The sequence below is a fragment of the Pseudarthrobacter defluvii genome (assembly GCF_030816725.1).
Lineage (GTDB): Bacteria > Actinomycetota > Actinomycetes > Actinomycetales > Micrococcaceae > Arthrobacter > Arthrobacter defluvii_A.
Map to the genome: position 1 here is coordinate 2,330,250 of NZ_JAUSYG010000001.1, position 20,499 is coordinate 2,350,748.

Annotated in this window: 15 protein-coding genes and 1 pseudogene; 7 read left to right on the forward strand and 9 right to left on the reverse strand. The window is 62.6% G+C overall.

Annotation, left to right across the window (positions count from 1 at the left end; translation table 11 throughout):
- Window positions 1-174: 174 nt before the first annotated feature.
- From QF031_RS10970 to QF031_RS10980, 3 genes and pseudogenes are all read left to right on the forward strand, one after another.
- The gene (locus QF031_RS10970; RefSeq protein WP_307427752.1) at window positions 175-1,512 is read left to right on the forward strand and encodes a sensor histidine kinase; all 1,338 of its coding nucleotides are present in this window, start codon (window positions 175-177) and stop codon (window positions 1,510-1,512) included.
- Window positions 1,505-2,158, forward strand: coding sequence for a response regulator transcription factor (locus QF031_RS10975; protein WP_307427754.1), 654 nt, complete (start codon window positions 1,505-1,507; stop codon window positions 2,156-2,158). Before QF031_RS10970 ends, QF031_RS10975 begins: the two co-directional genes overlap by 8 nt.
- A gap of 276 nt (window positions 2,159-2,434) precedes the next feature.
- A pseudogene (locus QF031_RS10980) lies at window positions 2,435-2,626 on the forward strand (flavin reductase family protein); the annotation flags it as partial.
- 90 nt (window positions 2,627-2,716) lie between these two features.
- Here QF031_RS10980 and QF031_RS10985 read toward each other — a convergent pair.
- Window positions 2,717-4,063: an aspartate aminotransferase family protein gene (locus QF031_RS10985; RefSeq protein ID WP_307427756.1), complete on the reverse strand. Its 1,347-nt coding sequence runs from the start codon at window positions 4,061-4,063 to the stop codon at window positions 2,717-2,719.
- Between the two features lie 123 nt (window positions 4,064-4,186).
- Here QF031_RS10985 and QF031_RS10990 point away from each other — a divergent pair, with 123 nt between their 5' ends.
- Window positions 4,187-5,776: a PucR family transcriptional regulator gene (locus QF031_RS10990; protein ID WP_307427758.1), complete on the forward strand. Its 1,590-nt coding sequence runs from the start codon at window positions 4,187-4,189 to the stop codon at window positions 5,774-5,776.
- Between the two features lie 53 nt (window positions 5,777-5,829).
- On the opposite strand, the gene QF031_RS10995 is transcribed toward QF031_RS10990, so the two are convergent.
- Entirely contained in the window at window positions 5,830-7,335 is a 1,506-nt protein-coding gene (locus QF031_RS10995) for a CoA-acylating methylmalonate-semialdehyde dehydrogenase (protein ID WP_307427759.1), read from the reverse strand.
- Between the two features lie 656 nt (window positions 7,336-7,991).
- On the opposite strand from QF031_RS10995, the gene aceA reads away from it, so the two are divergent.
- From aceA to QF031_RS11010, 3 genes are all read left to right on the forward strand, one after another.
- On the forward strand, window positions 7,992-9,308 hold the full coding sequence (gene aceA / locus QF031_RS11000) for an isocitrate lyase (protein WP_307427761.1): 1,317 nt from the start codon (window positions 7,992-7,994) through the stop codon (window positions 9,306-9,308).
- A 261-nt stretch (window positions 9,309-9,569) separates the two neighbouring features.
- Window positions 9,570-11,222, forward strand: coding sequence for a malate synthase A (aceB, locus tag QF031_RS11005; protein WP_307427763.1), 1,653 nt, complete (start codon window positions 9,570-9,572; stop codon window positions 11,220-11,222).
- Window positions 11,223-11,562: 340 nt separating this feature from the next.
- The gene (locus tag QF031_RS11010; protein ID WP_307427765.1) at window positions 11,563-12,879 is read left to right on the forward strand and encodes an ATP-binding protein; all 1,317 of its coding nucleotides are present in this window, start codon (window positions 11,563-11,565) and stop codon (window positions 12,877-12,879) included.
- Window positions 12,880-13,353: 474 nt separating this feature from the next.
- On the opposite strand, the gene QF031_RS11015 is transcribed toward QF031_RS11010, so the two are convergent.
- The 7 genes from QF031_RS11015 to QF031_RS11045 all read right to left on the reverse strand — a co-directional run bounded on the left by QF031_RS11015 (window position 13,354) and on the right by QF031_RS11045 (window position 20,462).
- Window positions 13,354-13,761, reverse strand: a complete 408-nt coding sequence (locus tag QF031_RS11015; protein WP_442439599.1) for a hypothetical protein — start codon at window positions 13,759-13,761, stop codon at window positions 13,354-13,356.
- Window positions 13,762-13,838: 77 nt separating this feature from the next.
- Window positions 13,839-14,456: an amino acid ABC transporter permease gene (locus QF031_RS11020; RefSeq protein ID WP_307427767.1), complete on the reverse strand. Its 618-nt coding sequence runs from the start codon at window positions 14,454-14,456 to the stop codon at window positions 13,839-13,841.
- 152 nt (window positions 14,457-14,608) lie between these two features.
- A complete protein-coding gene (locus QF031_RS11025) occupies window positions 14,609-15,556 on the reverse strand; it encodes an ABC transporter substrate-binding protein (protein ID WP_307427769.1) in 948 nt (315 codons plus the stop codon).
- Between the two features lie 67 nt (window positions 15,557-15,623).
- Entirely contained in the window at window positions 15,624-16,694 is a 1,071-nt protein-coding gene (locus QF031_RS11030) for a succinylglutamate desuccinylase/aspartoacylase family protein (RefSeq protein ID WP_307427771.1), read from the reverse strand.
- Window positions 16,695-17,224: 530 nt separating this feature from the next.
- Window positions 17,225-18,658, reverse strand: a complete 1,434-nt coding sequence (locus QF031_RS11035; protein ID WP_307427772.1) for an amidase — start codon at window positions 18,656-18,658, stop codon at window positions 17,225-17,227.
- On the reverse strand, window positions 18,655-18,801 hold the full coding sequence (locus tag QF031_RS11040) for a hypothetical protein (protein ID WP_307427774.1): 147 nt from the start codon (window positions 18,799-18,801) through the stop codon (window positions 18,655-18,657). Before QF031_RS11040 ends, QF031_RS11035 begins: the two co-directional genes overlap by 4 nt.
- A gap of 513 nt (window positions 18,802-19,314) precedes the next feature.
- A protein-coding gene (locus QF031_RS11045) for an IS3 family transposase (protein ID WP_307422438.1) occupies window positions 19,315-20,462 on the reverse strand; the annotation gives its coding sequence in 2 pieces (ribosomal slippage) (window positions 19,315-20,189 and window positions 20,189-20,462; 1,149 coding nt in all).
- Window positions 20,463-20,499: the final 37 nt, after the last annotated feature.

Below are 20,499 nucleotides of genomic sequence, written 5' to 3' on the forward strand. Positions count from 1 at the left end.
ACTGTTCTTCTTTCATGAGGTGAAGCTGGCGGCCAAAAGGCCCTATATTCAGCCTCCCGCGCACGGGCGCCGGCACCATCGCGCAGTTGGTTGATAGGCGGTGGAAGAATGGTTGACCCCACGGTCAACCATTCGGTTGATCCTGCCCATGGCGGGTGCGCATAAGCTGATCCAATGCCTGCCACGGAACCACTCCGGCCCCTGCCCGAGGCCGGCCTCGACAAGGCCTACCCGCTCAGCGGCCTGGACGCTGCGCCCTCCGTTGCGATCCTGCGCGGCCTGCGGCTGACGCTGCACGTCGGTTTCGCCGCCCTGCTCGGTGTCGCTGTGCTGAGGTTGCTGCTATCCGGTGCCGGGGGCCCCCTGCAATATGTCTGGGCCGGAATCGCGCTGGTCCTGGCCGGGGTCTACCTCATGGGAACCATCCTGGAAAAGCGCTTCGCCAGCGGCAGCACCGCTTTTGATCCGCGCCGTTATGGCCCCCTGTGGCTGGGACTCGTCACCGCCCTGTGGGCCATCCTGCTGGCCGGAAGTTCGGATTTCGCCTGGTTGGCCTTCCCTCTGTTCTTCCTGCACCTGCACCTGTTGCCGCGCCGCATTGCGATGCTCACGATCGCGCTGATGACGGCCGCGGTCATTGCATCCCAGTGGCTCGCCAGCGGCCTGCCGGTCCCGCATCTGGCGGCAGTCCTGGGACCGCTGTTCGGTGCCGCGTTCTCTGTCGTTACCGGGCTGGCCTATCAGGCGCTCTACCGCGAAGCGGAAAACCAGCGCCGTGCCGCCGATGAACTCCGCCGGACCCGGGCGGAACTGGCAGCATCCCAGCACGATGCCGGCGTCCTGGCCGAGCGCGAACGGCTTGCCCGGGAAATCCACGACACGCTCGCCCAAGGGTTCTCCAGCATCGTGCTGATGGCCCGCGCAGCCGAAAAATCGCTGGCAGACGGAGATACCGCCACCGCCGCAGCCCGCTTCGCGCTCGTGGAGCAAACAGCCTCAGAGAACCTGGCCGAAGCCAGGAATTTCGTCCGGGGACTCACGTCCCCGCAACTGCAGGAAACCTCCTTGGTGGAAAGTCTGCGCAGGCTCTGCGCCACAACGGAAACCAGCGCGGCGGCCCGGGGCCTCGGGTTGCGGTGCCGGTTTGAAATGGACGGGGACCCGCTCGATCTGCCGCAACCGCTCAAGGTCACATTGCTTCGGGCGGCCCAGGCCAGCCTCGCGAACGTCACAGACCATGCCAAAGCCGCCACCGCCGTCGTGACCCTCGCATTCCTGGGCAATGAAGTCACCCTGGACATTTATGACGACGGTATCGGCTTCGACCCCACCGGGTCCGCCGCTCATAGGAATGACCGAACCGATGGAAGCGGTTACGGGATCCGGTCACTGCAGGAACGGGTGACGGCACTCAAAGGCACTCTTGAACTCGAATCAGCTCCCGGGGAGGGTACGGTAGTGGCCGTCCGTCTGCCGCTGAATGACGAACCTGGGGGGAAGAACAATGAATGACATCCGGGTCCTGCTGGTCGATGACCATCCCGTGGTCCGGGCCGGGTTACGGGCCATGCTCACCGAATTCGAGGGCATTTCTGTCGCAGCCGAAGCGGCCGACGGCGACGCAGCACTAACGGAACTACGGCGGCTGCAGATCCTGGGTGAGCCGGTCGATGTCGTGCTCATGGACCTGCAGATGGGTTCGGGCATGGACGGAGTCGCCGCGACCGCGCAGATTAGGCTGTTGAACGATGCTCCGCCGGTCCTGATCCTGACAACGTACGACACGGATGCGGACATCCTGGCCGCCGTGGAAGCAGGAGCCAGCGGCTACATGCTCAAGGATGCCCCACCGGAACAGATCCACCAGGCCGTGCTGGCAGCAGCCGCCGGCCAGACCGCACTGGCACCACGAGTTGCCGCCCTGCTCATGGGCCGGATCAGCAACCCGGTCCCCACTCTCACGGCGCGGGAAATACAATTGCTTGAGCTGCTGGCGACAGGTTTGTCCAACCGGGCAATCGCCAAACAAGTCTTTATCTCCGAGGCGACCGTCAAAACTCACCTGGTGCACATCTATGCCAAACTCGGTGTGGACAACCGCACGGCAGCCATCGCAGCCGCAACCCAGCGACGCATTATCCGATCCCCTGGCCAGTAGAAACTGCACCAAACAGATTCAAAACCAAGCTCCGTAAGTGGAGACCTCTCGCTCCCTGCCTTGATTCTGCAGTTGATTCCCCAATGGAGCTGCCGGTGCACCCTGCTTTGCTGCATGATTCGGACCGTTTCGCTGCCGCCCCGGTTTTCCGAAAGCCGATGTGCTTACTGGAGCGCTGAAGGCGCAGTGTTGTAGTGCAGTCACCGTCCCCGCAGCTGCAACCATCACCACTGAGGAAACACTGTAAAGTACGATCCCGCGCACGAGCGCAGCCCGCTGCCGTACCCCCCTTTCAAGAGTTGCACCGTCCCGCGGCCCATGGGCTGGCTTTCCTCCGTCAGCCCTGATGGCGTGCAGAACCTTGCTCAGTACAGCCAGTGGCAGAACCTGACATTCGACCCACCCATGGTGATGTTTTCAGCGAACCAGTACCCGGACGGCAGGAGGAAGGACACTGAACTACGTGCACGCATAAAACTGCTCCCAAGAAATTTGAAACGAATTCCTCAGTCAAGCTTTCGGGGAGCAGGGATTCTTGGTCTGCTCTAGGTGAAGATCCTAGAGACGGATGGCTGTGAGTGCCTGGTCGTAGATGGCCAGTGCTTGCGCTACTTCTTCAGGGGTGACGACGGCGGGTGGCACCACGTGGATGCGGTTGTCGGCGAGGAAGGGCAGCAGGCCCAGACGCAGGAGTTCGGCTTTGAGGCGGCCCATGTACTCAGCCGTGACCAGCACGCGTGTGGCACGGTCCTGGACGAGTTCGAGCGCCCAGAAGACGCCGCGCCCACGCACTTCTCCGATGACGCCGTGCTTCTCCGCAAGCGCATGCAGACCTGGCTCTAGGTGGTCACGGCCGATCCGGGCGGCGTTGCCGACAATGTCTTCTTCCTCGAAGGCCTCAATTGAGGCAACCACGGAGGCGGCAGCGAGCGGGTGGCCGGAGTAGGTCAGGCCCCCTGGGAAGACTCTTTCGTCGAACGTGGCGGCGATCTCGCTGGAAATGATGACGCCGCCAACCGGGACGTATCCGGAGTTGACGCCCTTGGCGAAGGTGATCAGGTCGGGGGTGACGTTGACGGCGTCCAGCGCGAACCAGTCGCCGGTGCGGCCGAAGCCGGCCATGACTTCGTCAAGGATCATGACTATGCCGTATTCGTCGCACAGTACACGGACTCCTTCCAGATAGCCGGGCGTGGGGACAAGGATGCCGGCGGTGCCGGGGATCGTTTCCATCAGGACTGCGGCGATCGACTGGGGACCTTCGGCTTGTATGACGCGGCGCAGGTGGTGCAGCGCCCGCTCCGTTTCCTGCTCGGGGGTTTCAGCCCAGAAATCCGAGCGGTACAGGTAGGGGCCGAAGACATGGACGTGCCCGAGGGAGTATTCGTTGGGGATGCGGCGCCAGTCACCGGTCGCTGCTATCGCCGCCCCGGTGTTGCCGTGGTAAGAACGGTACCGGGAGATGACCTTCTCGCGGCCGGTGTGCAGGCGCGCCATGCGTATAGCGTTTTCGTTGGCGTCAGCACCGCCGTTGGTGAAGAACACTTTCTTCATGTTGGTCGGGGCGTGCGACAGGATCTTGACTGCTGCTTTGGCGCGCACGTGGTTCGCCGCGCCGGGTGCAACGGTGGCCAAGCTGGAGGCTTGCTGGGCGATGGCCGCGATGACTTTGGGGTGCTGGTGGCCGATGTTGGTGTTGACCAGTTGGCTGGAGAAGTCCAAGTATGTGTTGCCGTTGTGGTCCCACACGGTGCTGCCCGACCCGCCGGCGATCGCAACGGGGTTCAGTGACTTCTGGGCTGACCAGGAATGGAAAACGTTGGCGCGGTCTAGGGCGACGACGTCGGCGTTGCTGACGGCTGCAGTGATAGCTGCGGCGTCCAGGCTTGCCGGGCTTGCGACCATGGCGGTTCCTCTCGATGGCTTATTGGTAACTTCCTCCATCATCCGATTAGTTGAGTGCAGAGAGCGGTATACATTTGTACAAATAATTCAGCTCAGTTCGCCGTCTTCATACCAGGGTTCCTTATGCCTCCGAATTTGAATGTTTTGATCCGCAGCCGCTCGCTAAAGCTCCGCCTCGTGGTGCCCGACCTGGGCGCCCCGCAGCTGGAGGACCCCATCAGCTGGGTTCACAGCTCCGATCTCGAGGACCCCACTCCTTTCTTGGACCAAGGTCAGTTTCTTCTCACAGACGGTACCCAGTTTCCGGTAGAGCCGCCATTAGGTACGACTACGGCGCAGGCTGGTGCAGAGCGCCCGTTATCCGAGTTTCCAACCAGTCAGGCCTATGAGGAGTACGTACGGCGGCTGGTGGATCACGGCATCGTGGGTTTAGGTTTCGCGACTCAGGTGATCCACGGGACACTGCCTCGCGGGCTGCAACAGGCATGTAGGAACAAGAATCTGCCGTTGCTGGAGGTACCGGACCGGACTCCGTTCATAGCGATTATCCGGATGGTGGCTGATCATCTTGCCACTGAAGCGCACGCGAGGGCTGAGTGGTCGCTACAGGCGCAGCGTGCCATTTCCCGCGCGGCCCTCCGGCCGGACGGCCTGACCTCGATCCTTGGGGAGCTTGAGCGGCAGTTGCACAGCTGGGTGGCTCTATACGATGCTTCGGGGACCTACGTCCGCATGCCTCGCAACCGTCCAGTTCCCTCTGGCATTTCCCGAGAAATTGCGCAACGGGTGCGGAGTGCTCTGGACCTGGGCACGCGCTCGGCGTCACACCTGGAGGTTGGCGGGCAGTTGGTGACGTTGCAGACCCTTGGCAGGAAGGGCAGTTTACGCGGCGCGTTGGTGCTCGGCGCTATCGAGCCTTTGGACCCTGCCAGGGCGGACATCGTCAACAGCGTCATTGGCCTCGCGAGCCTGGCTTTGGAACAGGCCCGCACCCTTGATACCGCCCGGCGGCACCTTCGCGCCGGTGTCTTTGAGCAGCTGCTGGCGGGCAGCACCGACGTCGCCCTTCGGACGGCCCGGCAGGTTTGGGGCCAGTTACCGCGAGACCCTCTGCTGGTGACGGCGTCGCGGCAGGAAAACGCTGCGCCGAACCTGCTTGAAGCCTTGGAACTGCTGGCTGATGACCATCGCGGGGCTGTATTTTATGCCGTGCGCGGTGAGTTGCTGGTTGTCCTGTCAGGGAAGGCCCACCAGGACAAGGTCCTGGAACTCCTGCAGCGCCACGGAGCAGTCTGCGGCGTTTCCAGAGAGGCGACCGCCGAGACTCTGCCGGATGCACTCGAAGAAGCTGCGCGTGCTTTGCGACGTGCAACGGAGGTCGGTAGCGCAGTCGTCGAATTCTCGGAATTGTCCGACAGCGGGATGCTCGGACTGTTGAGGGAGGAAGAAGCCGGGCCAGTGGCCAGGGGACTGTTGCAGCCGCTGATCGCTTACGACGCTACGGAAAACACCAAACTGTTGGCGACAGTTCAGGAGTGGTTTGCCAACAACTGCGTTTGGGACAAGACCGCACGCCGCTTGGGGGTGCACAGGCATACGCTTCGCAACAGGATCGACGCCGCCGGGCGGATTTTGGGGCTGAACTTGGACGGCATGCGGGACCGGTTGGAGCTCTTTGCCGCGGTCCAGTTCGTGGAGGAGGCGCAGAAGTAAAGGTAGGGGCGCCCGGCGTGACCGCCGGGCGCCCACTTTAAAGCTATGGGTTCCTAGTTCTGCGGGAAGCCCAAGTTGATGCCACCGTGACTGGGGTCGAGCCAGCGGGAGGTGATGGCCTTTTCGCGGGTAAAGAACTGGAAGCCCTGCAGCCCGTAGGCCTTGGAGCTGCCGAAGATGGAGTCCTTGAACCCGCCGAAGGAGTAGTAGGCCACGGGGACGGGGATGGGCACGTTGATGCCGACCATGCCCACTTCAACTTCGTTCTGGAAGCGGCGGGCCGCGCCGCCGTCATTGGTGAAAATTGCCGTGCCGTTGCCGTAGGCGCTGGAGTTAATCAGGTCCAGGCCTTCTTCGTAGGTGCGGACGCGGACGACAGACAGGACCGGGCCGAAGATTTCATCGGTGTAGACGCTGGACGTGACCGGAACTTCGTCGATCAGCGTAGGACCAAGCCAGAAGCCGTTCTCGTCACCGTCGACGTTGATGCCGCGCCCGTCCACCACCACCTTGGCGCCGTCCTCGATGGATACCTCGATGTAGGACGCAACCTTGTCCCGGTGCTGCTTGGTGACCAGCGGGCCCATGTCGCAGTTGCGGCGGCCGTCGCCGATTTTCAGCGTGGCCATGCGGGAGGTGATCTTTTCGATCAGATCGTCGGCTACGGGCTCGACGGCGACTATGACACTGATGGCCATGCAGCGTTCGCCGGCGGAACCGAAGCCGGCGTTAATGGCGGCATCGGCGGTCAAGTCGAGGTCGGCGTCGGGCAGGACCAGCATGTGGTTTTTTGCGCCGCCGAGGGCCTGTACGCGCTTGCCGTTCCGTGCGGCGGTCTCGTAGATGTACTGGGCGATCGGGGTGGAGCCAACGAACGAGATGGCCTTGACGTCCTTGTGTTCAAGGAGTCCATCGACGGCTTCCTTGTCGCCGTGAAGGACGTTGAAGACACCGTCCGGCAGGCCAGCTTCGGTGAACAGTTCAGCGAGCCAGTTCGCAGCTGTCGGGTCCTTTTCGCTGGGCTTGAGGACGACAGTGTTGCCGGCGGCGATGGCGATCGGGAGGAACCACAGCGGCACCATTGCGGGAAAGTTGAACGGGCTGATGATCCCTACGACGCCGAGCGCAGACTTGGTGGAGTACACGTCCACGCCGCTGGAGACGTTCTCGGAGTACTCGCCCTTGATCAGATGCGGAAACCCGGTGGCCAGTTCCACGACTTCCTGGCCGCGGGTGATTTCTCCCAGTGCGTCTAACACCACCTTGCCGTGCTCAGCGGTGATGATCTGCGCGAGTTCGCTTTTGCGCTCGTTCAGGAGCTCGCGGAAGCGGAAAAGGATCTGCTGGCGCTTGGTGATGGAGAGATCACGCCAAGCGGGGAAAGCCTTCTGCGCCGAGGAGACCGCAGCTTCGATGTCAGATGCGTTGGCCAGTGCCACGCGCTTGGTTTCAATGCCGCGGGCGGGGTCGAAGACGGGGGCGGTGCGGTCGCCAAATGAGAGGAATTCGGCTCCGCCGATCCAATGGGACAGCACGGGAAGTTCCTGGTTTACGGACACGCTTCTTCTCGCTTTCGGGGTTGTTCGTTCGGCAATGCCGGGAGTGGCCTGAAAGGCAAGCCTAGTTTGGCGGCAACATATGAGGGCGTCGACGTTTGTCCCGAACGTGGGGAGACCATCAACATATGTATATGCCAAATGGATGATGGACCGCGCTACGGTTTTGCCATCTGCTACTTAGTAGGGAGGAGAATGCCATGAGAAAACGCCCGCCCAAGTCCCCTGATTACCTCAGGCGCAGACCCTCGTAGTCCGCACTAGCGAGCACTGCACCAAGACTGGCTGGTGGCAGTCGGTTCAGCAGCAACTTGCCGGGCCTGGGCCAAACTTTCTTTTTGTGGGTCAGGGAAGCGTAATGCCAGCAGTGGGCGGCTCACCCTCCCTCTAGGTGCCAGCGAAATTAGCCAATGACCTAGCTGGTCCCGGGACCCTGTCGCACTGGAGTCACAGGTTAAAGCGACGTGCTGATTTAGTTCAAATTTGCACAGGCGGAAGAGGCAAGTGTTTCCAATGGCCGCGACTGGAAATAGGTGTTGGAAATACTGAAAAGTAATGAACATTCGAAAAAGGACACCGCACCGGATCAGCTGATTGGGACCGCAAAGAAGCAGTTCCGCCCGGCAGTAACTACCGGAGCTCAATTAAGGAGATCGACGATGACTGCAGCATTTGAGCTGACCCAGCAGACGCCCGAACAACTGGCCGCCGCCCTGGAGCTCGAGTGGGCCGCCAACCCCCGCTGGGAAGGTGTGACCCGGGACTACTCGGCTTCCGACGTCGTCCGTCTCCGCGGGCGCGTCTCCGAAGAGCACACCCTGGCCCGCCGCGGCTCCGAGAAGCTGTGGAAGCAGCTCACCGAGGAGCACAAGGAAGGCAAGTACACCAACGCGTTGGGCGCCTTGACCGGCAACCAGGCAGTCCAGCAGGTCAAGGCCGGTCTCCGTGCGATCTACCTTTCCGGCTGGCAGGTCGCCGCGGACGCCAATAACTCGGGCCACACCTACCCGGACCAGTCGCTGTACCCGGCCAACTCGGTCCCCACGGTGGTGCGCCGGATCAACAATGCCCTGCTCCGGGCCGACCAGATCGAGTTCGCCGAAGGCGTCCAGAGCGTGGAGGACTGGCTGGTGCCGATCGTCGCCGACGCCGAGGCCGGCTTTGGCGGGCCGCTGAACGCCTACGAGCTCATGAAATCCATGATCCAGGCCGGCGCCTCGGGCGTTCACTGGGAAGACCAGCTCGCCTCAGAAAAGAAGTGCGGCCACTTGGGCGGCAAGGTCCTGATCCCCACCCAGCAGCACGTCCGGACCCTGAACGCCGCCCGCCTCGCGGCGGACGTCGCCGGCACCCCCACCGTGGTTATCGCCCGCACCGACGCGGAGGCAGCAACCCTGATCACCTCGGACGTGGACGAACGGGACCAGGAATTCATTACCGGTGAGCGTACCGCGGAGGGCTTTTACAAGGTCCGCAACGGCATCGAGCCCTGCATTGCCCGGGCCAAGGCCTACGCCCCCTACTCGGACCTGATCTGGATGGAAACCGGCACGCCGGACCTGGAGCTGGCCCGCAAGTTCGCCGAAGCGGTCAAGGCCGAGTTCCCGGACCAGATGCTCTCCTACAACTGCTCGCCGTCGTTTAACTGGCGCAAGCACCTGGACGATGCCACCATCGCCAAGTTCCAGCGTGAACTCGGCGCCATGGGCTTCACCTTCCAGTTCATCACCCTGGCCGGCTTCCACGCCCTGAACTACTCGATGTTCGACCTCGCCCACGGCTACGCCCGTGAAGGCATGAGCGCCTACGTCGAGCTCCAGGAAAAGGAATTCGCCTCCGAGTCCCGCGGCTACACCGCAACCAAGCACCAGCGCGAAGTCGGCACCGGCTACTTCGACACCATCTCCACCGCGCTCAACCCGAACGCGTCCACCCTCGCCTTGGTCGGATCGACCGAAGAGGGCCAGTTCCACTGATCCCCGGCCGCCCCTCCACTCGCAAGCTCGCGAGGGAACCTGGCGGCCGTGGGCCCACTTGCGACGGCGGTTGTCCTTCGTCGATGAACCGGACCATCCTCTGCGTGCTATGCGCTGTGGCCAGCTTCTTACCTCGCTGGGCGAGGACGAAGCCGGCGGCAGGGCCCCCTTCACGCACGCTGTCGGATGCCCGGTTCGCCGCCTGTGCATACTCACCAGCCGCCGGCGAACTTTCTCTTCTTGCTTTAAGGAGCAAACGAAATGAATTCCTTTACTGACAGCTTCACTGTCAATGACATCAGTTTGAACGCGCAGCCGGTTTACCGGCAAAACGAGGTGCTTACTCCGGATGCCCTTTCTTTTATTGCCGGGCTGCACCGGGCTACTGCTGACCGCCGGCAGGAGCTGCTGCAGGCACGGCGGGCCCGCCGCGCCGACATTGCCGCCGGTGCCGACCCGCGGTTCCTGCGGGAGACCGAGCACATCCGCAACGATCCGTCCTGGCGGGTCGCTCCGCCCGCACCGGGTTTGGAGGACCGGCGGGTGGAAATTACCGGGCCGGTGGATCAGAAGATGACCATCAACGCGCTGAACTCCGGCGCGAAGGTGTGGCTGGCGGACATGGAGGACTCCTCCACCCCGACCTGGCGCAACGTGATCAAGGGCCAGCTGAACCTCACCGACGCCCTGGAACGCCGGATCGACTTCACCACCCCCGAGGGCAAGGAATACAAGCTTCGCCCCGCCGGCGAACTGCCCACCATCGTGGTCCGTCCCCGCGGCTGGCACCTGCCCGAGAAGCACATGCTGATCGACGGCGCCCCGATTGCCGGCGGCATCGTGGACTTTGGCCTGTTCTTCTTCCACAACGCCCGCCGCCTGCTCGCCCAGGGCAAAGGCCCCTACTTCTACCTGCCCAAGATTGAAAACCACCTCGAAGCCCGGCTCTGGAACGACATCTTCATCCTCGCCCAGGACCTGCTCGGCATCCCGCAGGGAACCATCCGCGCCACCGTACTGATCGAAACCATCACCGCAGCCTTCGAAATGGAAGAAATCCTGTACGAACTGCGCGACCACGCCGCCGGCCTGAACGCCGGCCGCTGGGACTACATCTTCTCCCTCATTAAGAACTTCCGCACCCGCGGCCCCCGCTTCGTCCTCCCCGACCGGGGCCAGGTAACCATGACCCAGCCCTTCATGCGCGCCTATACCGAACAGCTGGTCCGGGCCTGCCACAAGCGCGGCGCCATGGCCATCGGCGGCATGGCAGCAGCAGTCCCCAACCGCAAAGACCCCGAAGCGAACGCCAACGCCTTCAACAAGGTCCGCGCCGACAAAACCCGCGAAGCGAACGACGGGTTCGACGGCTCCTGGGTGGCCCACCCCGACCTCGTGCCCGTTGCCCGCGAGGTGTTCGACTCCATCCTCGGCGAGAAGCCCAACCAGCTGGACCGCACCCGCGAGGACGTCACCCCCGACGACCGGGCCCTGATCAACGTGGCCGCCACCGAAGGGACCATCACCGAACAAGGGATCCGGAACAACATCGAAGTAGGGATCCGCTACATCGAATCCTGGCTCCGCGGCAACGGCGCAGTGGCCATCCACAACCTCATGGAGGACGCCGCCACCGCAGAAATCTCCCGCTCACAGCTTTGGCAGTGGATCTACGCCCAGGCCATCACTGACCGAGGTGAAATCGTCACCCACCACTGGATCGAAGAACTCCTCGACGAAGAGTTCGCAAGGCTCGAACGCTTCGACGGCGACCGCTTCGAAGACGCCCGCGACATCTTCGAAGAAGTCACACTCGCCCGCGACTTCCCGTCTTTCCTCACCCTGCCCGCCTACGCCCGCTACCTCACCGAAGCCCGGGAAAAGGCCACCCCGGAAGAGCTCGCCTTGGCGTGACCAGACTTCCGTCCCCGGACCGGCACGCCCTCCGCAACAGGCACCCCGAGGTCCGGTAGCTCGCCTTAGCGACGGAATCATAGAAGCACTGACAATATCCAATTGTCAGCGCGCTTCGAGTATTGGGGTGCGGGGGTGACCGGGACCGGTGCGGTCAGCATTTGGGTAACGACTTGGGGAGAAACGCCCTAGTCGCCTTGTTGTGGAGCGGGAGCCTGTAAACACTATGCATCAATTCGTGGTAAATCGCTGAGATGTTGTAAGGACTGGGCGTCGGACTGACTGACGCTGGAACAACAGGTGACGTATGTCTGCAGAAAATACCAATCAGGAGAAGCTCATGACCAATTGGCGGATCAGGGACTTCCATTCAGCGGATCTGGACGGGATCCTGCATCTTTGGGAGACCCTCAAGTCCCACAACGTCGAGCCGGTCTACGCCCTTTCCGAGGTCCTCGCGTCATGCGAGAAGGACCATGCCGTGGTGGCGGTGCTGGGCGAGCAGGTGATGGGTGCCGCCGTCGGCCGCGCGGCGCACGACCAGGGGTGGATCGTTTTCCTCGCGACGCTGCCCGAATGCCGCGGCCGCGGTATCGGCACCTCGCTGCTGGCCGCCGTTGAAAACCGGATGGCGCCGCACGGGCTGAACAAGCTCTCGGCCCTGATGCCGGAATCGGAAACCAGGGTTGAGGCGTTCCTGGGCCGCGGTTTTGCCCTGAAGAAGAACCTGCGTTACTTCGAGCGGACCATCCCCGTCCAGCGGCAGGAACTCGGCGCGCTGGGCCAGCTTGGCGGGCGCGTCCTGGCCCGGGACCTGTGGGAAAACGTGGCGGGCATGCGCAAGGAAAAGGAACTGCTGGAACGCCGGCTCGTCCTTCCTCTTGCTGAAGCGAACCTCGCCGACGAATTCGGCGTGGTGCCGCCGCGCGCCGTCGTACTCTTTGGGCCGCCCGGCACGGGGAAGACCACCTTTGCCAAAGCCATCGCCTCGCGGCTGGAATGGCCCTTCGTCGAAGTCTTCCCCTCCCGGCTGGCCGCCGATCCGCAAGGCCTGGCCGGTGCTCTCCGCGAGACGTTCCTCGAAATCGCGGAACTGGAGCACGCCGTGGTGTTCATCGACGAGGTGGAGGAGATCGCCTCGCAGCGCTCCGGCGAACCGCCGTCGCCACTGCAGGGCGTCACCAACGAGCTGCTCAAAATCATCCCGGCCTTCCGCGAACAGCCAGGCCGGCTCCTGGTCTGCGCCACCAACTTCATCCGCGCCCTGGACACCGCCTTCCTGCGCCACGGCCGCTTCGACTACGTCATCCCCATCGGCCTGCCCGACCGCCAGGCACGCGAAGCCATGTGGCAACGCTTCATCCCCGCGGCCGTGGTGGACGCCGTGGACGTGGAACTGCTGGTGGAACGCACCGAAGGCTTCTCACCTGCGGACATCGAGTACGCCGCCCGAAGCGCCTCCCAGCGTGCCCTTGAGAAGGCCGTGTACGACGACTGCGGGCTCCCCTCCGGCGGCACACTTTCCGTTCGGGAGACCGTCCGAAAAGGCCCCTCAACCCAGGACTACCTCAACGCCATTGGCGATACCCGCACCACCGTCAGCGAAGAAGTTCACCAAGACTTCCGCAGGGATATTAAAGCCTTGGCCCGCGTTTAGGTGCAGCTAAGGCATAGCGCCTAGAAAAGCGGCTGGGCGTGCAGTTGAATTACCAGGAATCTCGAACATCGCTTCATGTGGCGCTCTTGCTCTACCGGTTGAGAGGGCTTCCGCATGATGTTGAAGAAAACGTGCTGGCGTGAAAATTCGGATGTGGCTTGCCAATAACGGGGCAATGACCCTCGTTGCTAGTGCACTGACCCTCGTCGCATATGGGGCTGTGGTCCGGATTTGGCCTTACGTTGTCGGCATGAAGGGCAATGGCCCTCGCTTGAATCGAAACTAACGCCATGACAGCGGGAAGGACGGCAGCGGTTACTCCTGACACGTGCCGGGAGTGCCCGAAGGCATTCCAGCACCGGTTCGCTCCTGATCTACCCTGACGTCATACATCTCGGTGTCCACTCCGCCCACTAAGGAACCAAAGTTTGAGGACCACGCTGCTGGACCCGCCTTGGATCGAACGCATCTTGATCAATTCACCATTGTAAGTTCAGACGACGACGGTTCGGAGAACACCGAGGCAAGGAAGGCCTTGGTGCGTTCGTTCTGCGGTTTGGTGATAGTCTGCCGGGCTGGCCCCCGCTCTATTACATAGCCATCGGCCATGAAGACCACCCGGCCGGCAACATCGCGGGCAAAGTTCATCTCGTGCGTGACCACAACCATGGTCATACCCGTCTTCGCCAAGTCCTTCATCACCTTCAGGACTTCCCCCACGAGCTTCGGGTCCAAGGCGGACGTCGGCTCGTCAAAGAGCATGAGCTGCGGCTCCATGCACAGACGCGGGCGATCGCCACCCCGCTGCTGCTGACCGCCGGAGAGCTGACGCGGATAGGACCGCGCCTTCTCGGTCAGCCCGACCTTCTCCAACAAGGACATGGCTCACGCCACTGCTTTTACTTTCTTTTTCTTCCGGACCAGTCGCGGCGTCTCGATCAGGTTCTCCAACGCGACGATCAGCAACGGCGTAGTTTCGAGGGTCCGTGCGTAGATGATTTGCGCCGAATATAGCAGTTCCGGCACCGAGATAACGCTGACCAGCGCGGTTGTCTTAAGCAGGCCATCGTTTCGTTGCCCGTGGGCGCGATAGTCACGCGCATAGCCTGCGGCAGCACCACCCGGTGCATAATCTGCATCCGGGTGATGCCTAAGGCCTCGGCTGCCTCCGTCTGCCCGTGGTCCACCGAGAGGATGCCGGCACGGACATTCTCGGACATGTATGCGCCCTGGTTCAGACCCGGTCCCAGGATGGCGGCCATCATAGGCGTAATCATTTGGTTCGCGTCCAGTTGAACGGGTGGATGGCGAACTTGATGACAGGGTACAGCGCCGCCAAGTTGAACCAGAACAGCTTGCACCAGCACCGGGATGCCTCGGAAGAAGTTCACGTAGGCGTAGCGGCACCGCGACGATCGGGTTGGCCGCAAGTCGCTTGACTGCGAAACGACGCCGAGCACGATACCAATAGCCATACTGATCGCCGTCAAACCAGGCGTGACGAGAATGCCCCGGTCAATGGAATCATCGCGCAGATAGAGCCCGACGATTTCCCAGCCAAAGTTGGGGGTGGTCATTACAGAACGCAGCAGAAGCACGATCACAATAACGACGTCCGCGGACAGCCACCTGCGGGGATGTTTGGCCTTCAGAGCGGTATAGCCATCGCCGGTGGACGCTGCTAGCTCACTTCGGCTGGTCAGGGCAGTCGCGCTCTGCTTCCTCTCCTCTACTTCTTATCGAGGACTTCGGAGGTGACCAGGACGGACTTCGGAAGGCCCCATTTAACGCGCATTACCTCGTAATAGTTGCTGTCGAGGATGCTGCGGGTGGCCTCGGTGACCGCTTCCTTCAGCCCGCCGTCCTTAGCAAGGGCGATACCTGTGGGGACGGGCTCGTAGTCTTCTCCGGGCGCCAGTTCGAACTTGCCTCCAGTTTTCTTTGCCTGGTAGGCCAACGAGATGCTGTCTGCCACGACAGCGTCCACCCGACCGGATGCCAGGGCGAGGTTGGCGTCCGTTTGCCCGGGGAAGTTTTGGATAGTAAGAGGCTCCTTGCCTGCCGTCGTGCATTGCTCGGAAAATTCGGGAAGGTACTCCATGGATTGGATTGAGCCCTTCTGACCGGCAATCTTCTTGCCACACATGCTCAAGGGGTCCATAAAGATTTTCTGAGGGTTTCCAGGCAGAACGGCGACACCGGAGCCGCCGTTGAGGTACTCCGCAAAGTCTACGATTTTCTCACGTTCCGGGGTGATCGAGAACGTCGACATCGCCATGTCATACTTCCCGGAGGCCAGACCCGGCAGGATGGTATCGAACGTTGCGGGTACGTGCTCCACCTCGAGGCCCAAGGCAGCACCCACCGCGTCCGAGAAGTCGACGTCGTAGCCGATCATCGTCTTGTTGTCCGTGTCGTAGTACTCGAACGGAGCGTACGTCGGGTCCGAGGCCACACGCAGGGTTCCGGCTGCACGAATCTTCTCAGGCAGCAGATTTCTTGCCGCCTCGTTAAGCGCAACGGGTTCCGCGCCGGGAGTGGAGCCTTCAGAAGCAGCGGTACCTGCCGGCTCCGGGGCGGCCTGAGAGGCGTTGGTGCAGGCGCTCAGGGACAGGGCTAGCAGGACCGAGGCGACCAAAATGGTTGAGCGGGTGTCGCGGCGACGGGAATGACGCATGTATTTTCCTTTCATGGTCCGGACCGCATTGTCCGGTAACGAATACCCGGCATTGATCAGGAGACGATCAGTGCTTCGGTGCTTCAAATTCAGGTGCGATGTGCAGCAGGTAGCTGCCTATCGAGGCCAGGGAGGGCCGACGCAGGATGGCGACGATGCCATCCAACCTAGCCGTGTATTCCTGCGGTGCGCGCTCAAGGTCATCGATGGCGTGGACCCGGGCAACTGGATCGCCTGCCCGGACCCGCTGGCCCAAGCCCACCAGTGGCTCGAAGATGCCCGGAGTGGTGGCCATGACCGGGGACTTGGGCACCAACTCCAACCAGACAGGCTCGGCGACCACCGTTCCGGCAGCCTGCACCTCGGTGAAGGGCTGGGCTGCCAGGACTCCTACGTGGGCGAGCAGCGAGCGCACGCCGCGCCGCGCATCCGTCAAGACGCCCGGATCCACGGTGCCTCCTCCGCCGAGTTCCGTGGACAGTGCCAGCACTCCCGCATCGTCGCCCGCGGTGCTGAGCGAACCAGGTTCCAGGCGGGGCTGTACCACGATCACATAGGGCAGTCTCATGGCCCGCGACGCGGAAACCTTCCGCTCCCAGGTCCGTTGGTCGGGCCCACGGTAGATGAACATGCTCGGCAGGTAGGTGGAGTTGGATCCGCCCGAGTGCAGGTCAATGACGACGTCGGCCTTCGGCAGCAGCGTGCCAGCGATCAGTTCGGCAACCTGGTCCGTGGGACCGCTGCGCGGCTGTCCTGGGTAGCTGCGGTTGAGGTTGCCGCCGTCGACAGGCGAAACCCTGGTACCGGCCCGTACCGCCGGTGCGTTGGCTGCGGGCACGATGACCACCGTGCCGCTCAGATGCTCCGGTTCCAGCCATCGGATCATTTCCTGCAGAATCACTTGGCCTTCGTACTCGTCCCCGTGAGTGCCAGCCACTAGCAACGCCGTCGGCCCGGGCCCCGAGGAAATAACCGCAACTGGTACCGTGATCAGCCCGTTGTCATGAACGTTGTCTGAATGCGACAGGCCGGCAAAACCCAACTGCTTGCCGGCACGGCCCAGTTCGATGCCGTACAGTGCCGGACCTGACGTACGCCGCTGGGTCTCAACGGCAATACCGGCGGTCAAGGGACCCACAGAAGAACCTTGGCTAGTACCGGATAATCGCGCACCTTTGCGTGTCCCGGGATCAAGGACTGCGCAGGCACTTTGGTGCACATGCCATTGGGACCACATGCGGAGCCGGGGTAGCCAGGTTCCAAAGAGTCGCCACCGGTGCGGCCCTTGGACAGCGGAAAGGCACGTTGGTCCGCCAGCGCGACGGCTCGTTTGTCCTGGGTGCCGAAATGGGCCATCGGCTGTTCGCACGTGGCCCGGTGAACAGGCTTAGGCTCCACTTCCACGGACAACGCCGCTCTGTGCCGATTGTTGAACGCATACATTTTCTCAGTTTCCTTCTTCCTTGTATACATTGTATTCGATGGCATATGTGACGACCACCACTTTTTGAGTGAGCGTTTGATTCGCGACAGCCGCAGCTTCTCTCGACCGGCCACAGGAACGATGGGTACCCGATGAAGCGCATGGGAAGAGGACTGCTGCGGCACTACGAATGATGCGAGACTCGGGCGTGGGAAGGGGCAGGCAACGGTTAGCTCGTCACCGGCTCATCGCCAGGAGGTCGGACGGCGGGCGGCCCAGGGCCGCGCGGCTTCCACGGCGGCGCCAACGGTGAAGACCGTGGCGTCGTCGAACGGGTGCCCAACTATCTGGACCCCGGTGGGGATGCCGCAGTCGGCCATTCCGCTCGGCACGGCTAGCACTGGGCAACGGTTGGTGATATTGAACGGCGCCGTCATGTGGCCCTGCCAGTAATGCTCCAAATGCACGTCACCGGCTTCAATCCCGTCAAGGTACATGCCGTCAGCCTCGAGCGCGGCAATGGCGGAAGCAGGGCAGATCAAGGCATCGAAGCCATCCATCGCAGCGGCCAGCTCAGCCTGGATGCGCGTCTCCGCTCTGATGCCGTCGACGAAGCGGTTGTCCTGTGCGGCTTTTCGGGTGTCAGCCATGAAGCGTTGGGTGTAGGCGGCGAGCAGTCCCCTTGAGTTGGCGGTCTCATCCTCGATGGTTGGGCCTAAAAGGTAGCCGAAATGCGTGAACACCGTCCGGCTGATTTCCTCGATGGTCCATGGCAGTTCAATCTCCTCCACCGCAGCTCCGGCTGCACCCAGGGCGGAGGCCACGGCGCGAGTGTTAGCCTCCACGTCCGGCGCAACGGGGTAGTTCCCCAGTCGGATGCACAGTGCCAACCGCATGCCGGCCACCGCGGCGGCGGCATCGGCAGCCGGAGGGCAGAACAGCGTGTGGCTGCCCGGGAGGGAGGTGTGGTCCCCGGGATGCCGGCCGGCCATGACGCTCGCCAGCAGCGCCGTGTCTGCGACGGTCCGCGCCATCGGGCCGTCGCCGCGATAGTGGTCGGCGGAGAGCGGGGCCAGGCCTGGAATCCGCCCGTAGGGCGCCTTGTACCCGACCGTCCCCGTGAACGAGGCCGGCAGCCGGGTTGAGCCGGCGATGTCGGAGGCGGTGGCGAGCGGCGCGAGGCCGGCAGCCAGCGCAGCGGCCGAGCCTCCTGAAGAACCCCCCGGGGAATACTGTGGGTTCCAGGGGTTGCGGGTGACGCCCCAAAGCGGGCTGTGGGTGACTGTGGCACAGCTGTATTCCGGTGTGGTCGTGCGGGTGTGAATGATTCCGCCCGCTCGCCGGATCCGTTCGATGACGGGGTGGTCCACCGGTGCCAGCTCGTCTCTCCGCGCCACTAGTCCCTGCGAGAGGGTGCGTCCCTTGAGTCCGTGTTTCTCCTTGGCAGCGATCGGCAGCCCCAGCAGCGGCGTCAGGTCCCTGCCGCGCGCGTATCTGGTAGCTGCCTGCTGTGCGGCGGGCAGCGCTTCCTCGAAAAGGGTTTCAGTCAGCGCGTTGATTTGGCCGTTGACGGCTTCCGTCCTGGCGATCACCGCTTCCAGGAGCTCCACAGGAGAAAGTTTCTGGGCACGGAAGAGTTGCAATGCCGTGACGGCGTCGAGGTAGTGGAGTTCAGTCATACCAGGGCCTCCGCTGGCAGCGCGGAGGATTCCGGGAGGGACCTGCAGGTGAGCTCGCGGGTCACGCCAGTGAGCATGTCCACCTTGGTCACCATGCCGGCGCCGGTAGCGGCTTCCCGGCCGCGGGTGTCGTTGACCGTCATGACAGCCATGCTAGAACCGCGGCGTTTCCAATTTCCCTTAACTTGTTACGGCCGTGGGAAATGAAGTCTGCTGAAGCCACGGTCTTGCCGGCATGCCCATGTTGGGAAATGCTGCTGACACATTGGGCGTGAACCGGAACCATTCAATCTCCTTTGATGAATGTGGTTGTCGCGCTTGGGGCTCGGCCGAGGTCGGCCTCGCAGGAATGGCCGGTTAAAGGCTCCCTTGGCTACCACACTGCACCAACTCTCGGTTATGCCTTCACATCTGTCCAATTGATAGTTTTTGATGGAGTCATGGATTTTATTAATGCAGGTTAGGGGGATTTATTGAATCTCCCGCCGAGCTGCCGTGGGCTCGGACTTTGTAGAGACGCATGCAGGTCTCCTCAAAGGCAAGGGCCCTGCGGGTGGGCTGTGCCCCCTCGGGCCGGACCAGCATCACCTCGATCGGTGGAAAGTCGTCTGTCAGGCTCAGAGCCACTGGTTGGACCCCCGTTAGCAGTCCAGCGCCTATGCGATAGCTAATTGGTTTTCTTGCGTCCAGTTTTCCCAGTAGCGCTTCGGCGTCATGCCGTTCAGGGATCCATGGGGCCGTTCATGATTGTAGATAGCTTTCCATTCGTCGGCCAAATACTTGGCTTCGGCCATGGTGTCCATGATTTCTCCGGAGAGTTGTTCCCTTCTGAACTGGGCGTTGAAGGACTCGATGAAGCCGTTCTGCCAGGGTGATCCCGGGTCAATGAAGGCGGTATCCACGCCGGCGGTGTTGCACCACTCAATCAGTGCGGCGGCGGTGAATTCGGGCCCGTTGTCACACCTCACGTAGGTCGGGGCGGTGCCGGTCTCGGCGATGATGTTCTCCAACACAGCGACCACGTCGGCGGCCTTGAACGACCGGCGCGGAATGACCGCCAGCGCCGTGCGGGTGTATTCGTCGATGACGTTAAAGAACCGGATGTGCCGTCCGCAAGAGGTCACATCGGACTGGAAGTCGAAACTGACCACATGCATCGGGTACTGGGCAGTTAGGCGCTTCTGTTCACCGGCGCCGGGCCCGGTCCGGCGCTTCTTCCTCGCCCGGGGTTTACAGACCAGGCCTTCATCGCGCCAGAGCCGTCGCACCCGCTTCCTGTTCAGCACCACGCCGTCCCACTCAGGCTGAGCCAGCAGGTGCCAGCGCACCTTCCGCCAGCCCCACGCGGGGTGCTGCCCGGCGACGGCGCGCAAGGCTGCACGGAGCCGGGCTTCCTCAAAGCCCATATCGGGCTTCTTCTTGCGGAACGCGGACCGGTTCTGCCCCAGCACCGCGCACGCGAAACGCTCGGACGCCCCGAACTTCTCCACCGCCATGCGCACGGCACGACGGCGGGGTTCGGGGCTCAGAATTTTCCCTTGGCCACCTCGTTCAGGATGTCGATGGCCAGTTCCTTCTCCGCCAGCAGCCGCTTAAGCCGGGCGTTCTCTTTCTCCAGCTCCTTGGTCCGTTTGGACGCCTCGGCGTTCTTCTCGGACCCGTACTGGTTCAACCACCGATACCAGGTCGCCTCGGTAACCTGGAGCTCCTTGATTACCTCGACCATCGGGCGCCCGTCATTGAGCATCTTCTGGCCCTGCCGGACCTTGGCGATGACCTGCTCAGGGGTGTGTCTGCGTGCCATGATTCGTGAATTTCCTCCTGCGTCCATTCTCGGACAC

Excerpts from the sequence above, each read along its gene's own strand:
- QF031_RS10970 (WP_307427752.1), top strand. The coding sequence starts at position 175 with ATGCCTGCCACGGAACCACTCCGGCCCCTGCCCGAGGCCGGCCTCGAC.
- QF031_RS10975 (WP_307427754.1), top strand. The coding sequence starts at position 1,505 with ATGAATGACATCCGGGTCCTGCTGGTCGATGACCATCCCGTGGTCCGG.
- QF031_RS10985 (WP_307427756.1), bottom strand. The coding sequence starts at position 4,063 with ATGGTCGCAAGCCCGGCAAGCCTGGACGCCGCAGCTATCACTGCAGCC.
- QF031_RS10990 (WP_307427758.1), top strand. The coding sequence starts at position 4,187 with ATGCCTCCGAATTTGAATGTTTTGATCCGCAGCCGCTCGCTAAAGCTC.
- aceA (WP_307427761.1), top strand. The coding sequence starts at position 7,992 with ATGACTGCAGCATTTGAGCTGACCCAGCAGACGCCCGAACAACTGGCC.
- aceB (WP_307427763.1), top strand. The coding sequence starts at position 9,570 with ATGAATTCCTTTACTGACAGCTTCACTGTCAATGACATCAGTTTGAAC.
- QF031_RS11010 (WP_307427765.1), top strand. The coding sequence starts at position 11,563 with ATGACCAATTGGCGGATCAGGGACTTCCATTCAGCGGATCTGGACGGG.
- QF031_RS11015 (WP_442439599.1), bottom strand. The coding sequence starts at position 13,761 with ATGTCCTTGTTGGAGAAGGTCGGGCTGACCGAGAAGGCGCGGTCCTAT.
- QF031_RS11020 (WP_307427767.1), bottom strand. The coding sequence starts at position 14,456 with ATGACCACCCCCAACTTTGGCTGGGAAATCGTCGGGCTCTATCTGCGC.
- QF031_RS11025 (WP_307427769.1), bottom strand. The coding sequence starts at position 15,556 with ATGCGTCATTCCCGTCGCCGCGACACCCGCTCAACCATTTTGGTCGCC.
- QF031_RS11035 (WP_307427772.1), bottom strand. The coding sequence starts at position 18,658 with ATGACTGAACTCCACTACCTCGACGCCGTCACGGCATTGCAACTCTTC.
- QF031_RS11040 (WP_307427774.1), bottom strand. The coding sequence starts at position 18,801 with ATGACGGTCAACGACACCCGCGGCCGGGAAGCCGCTACCGGCGCCGGC.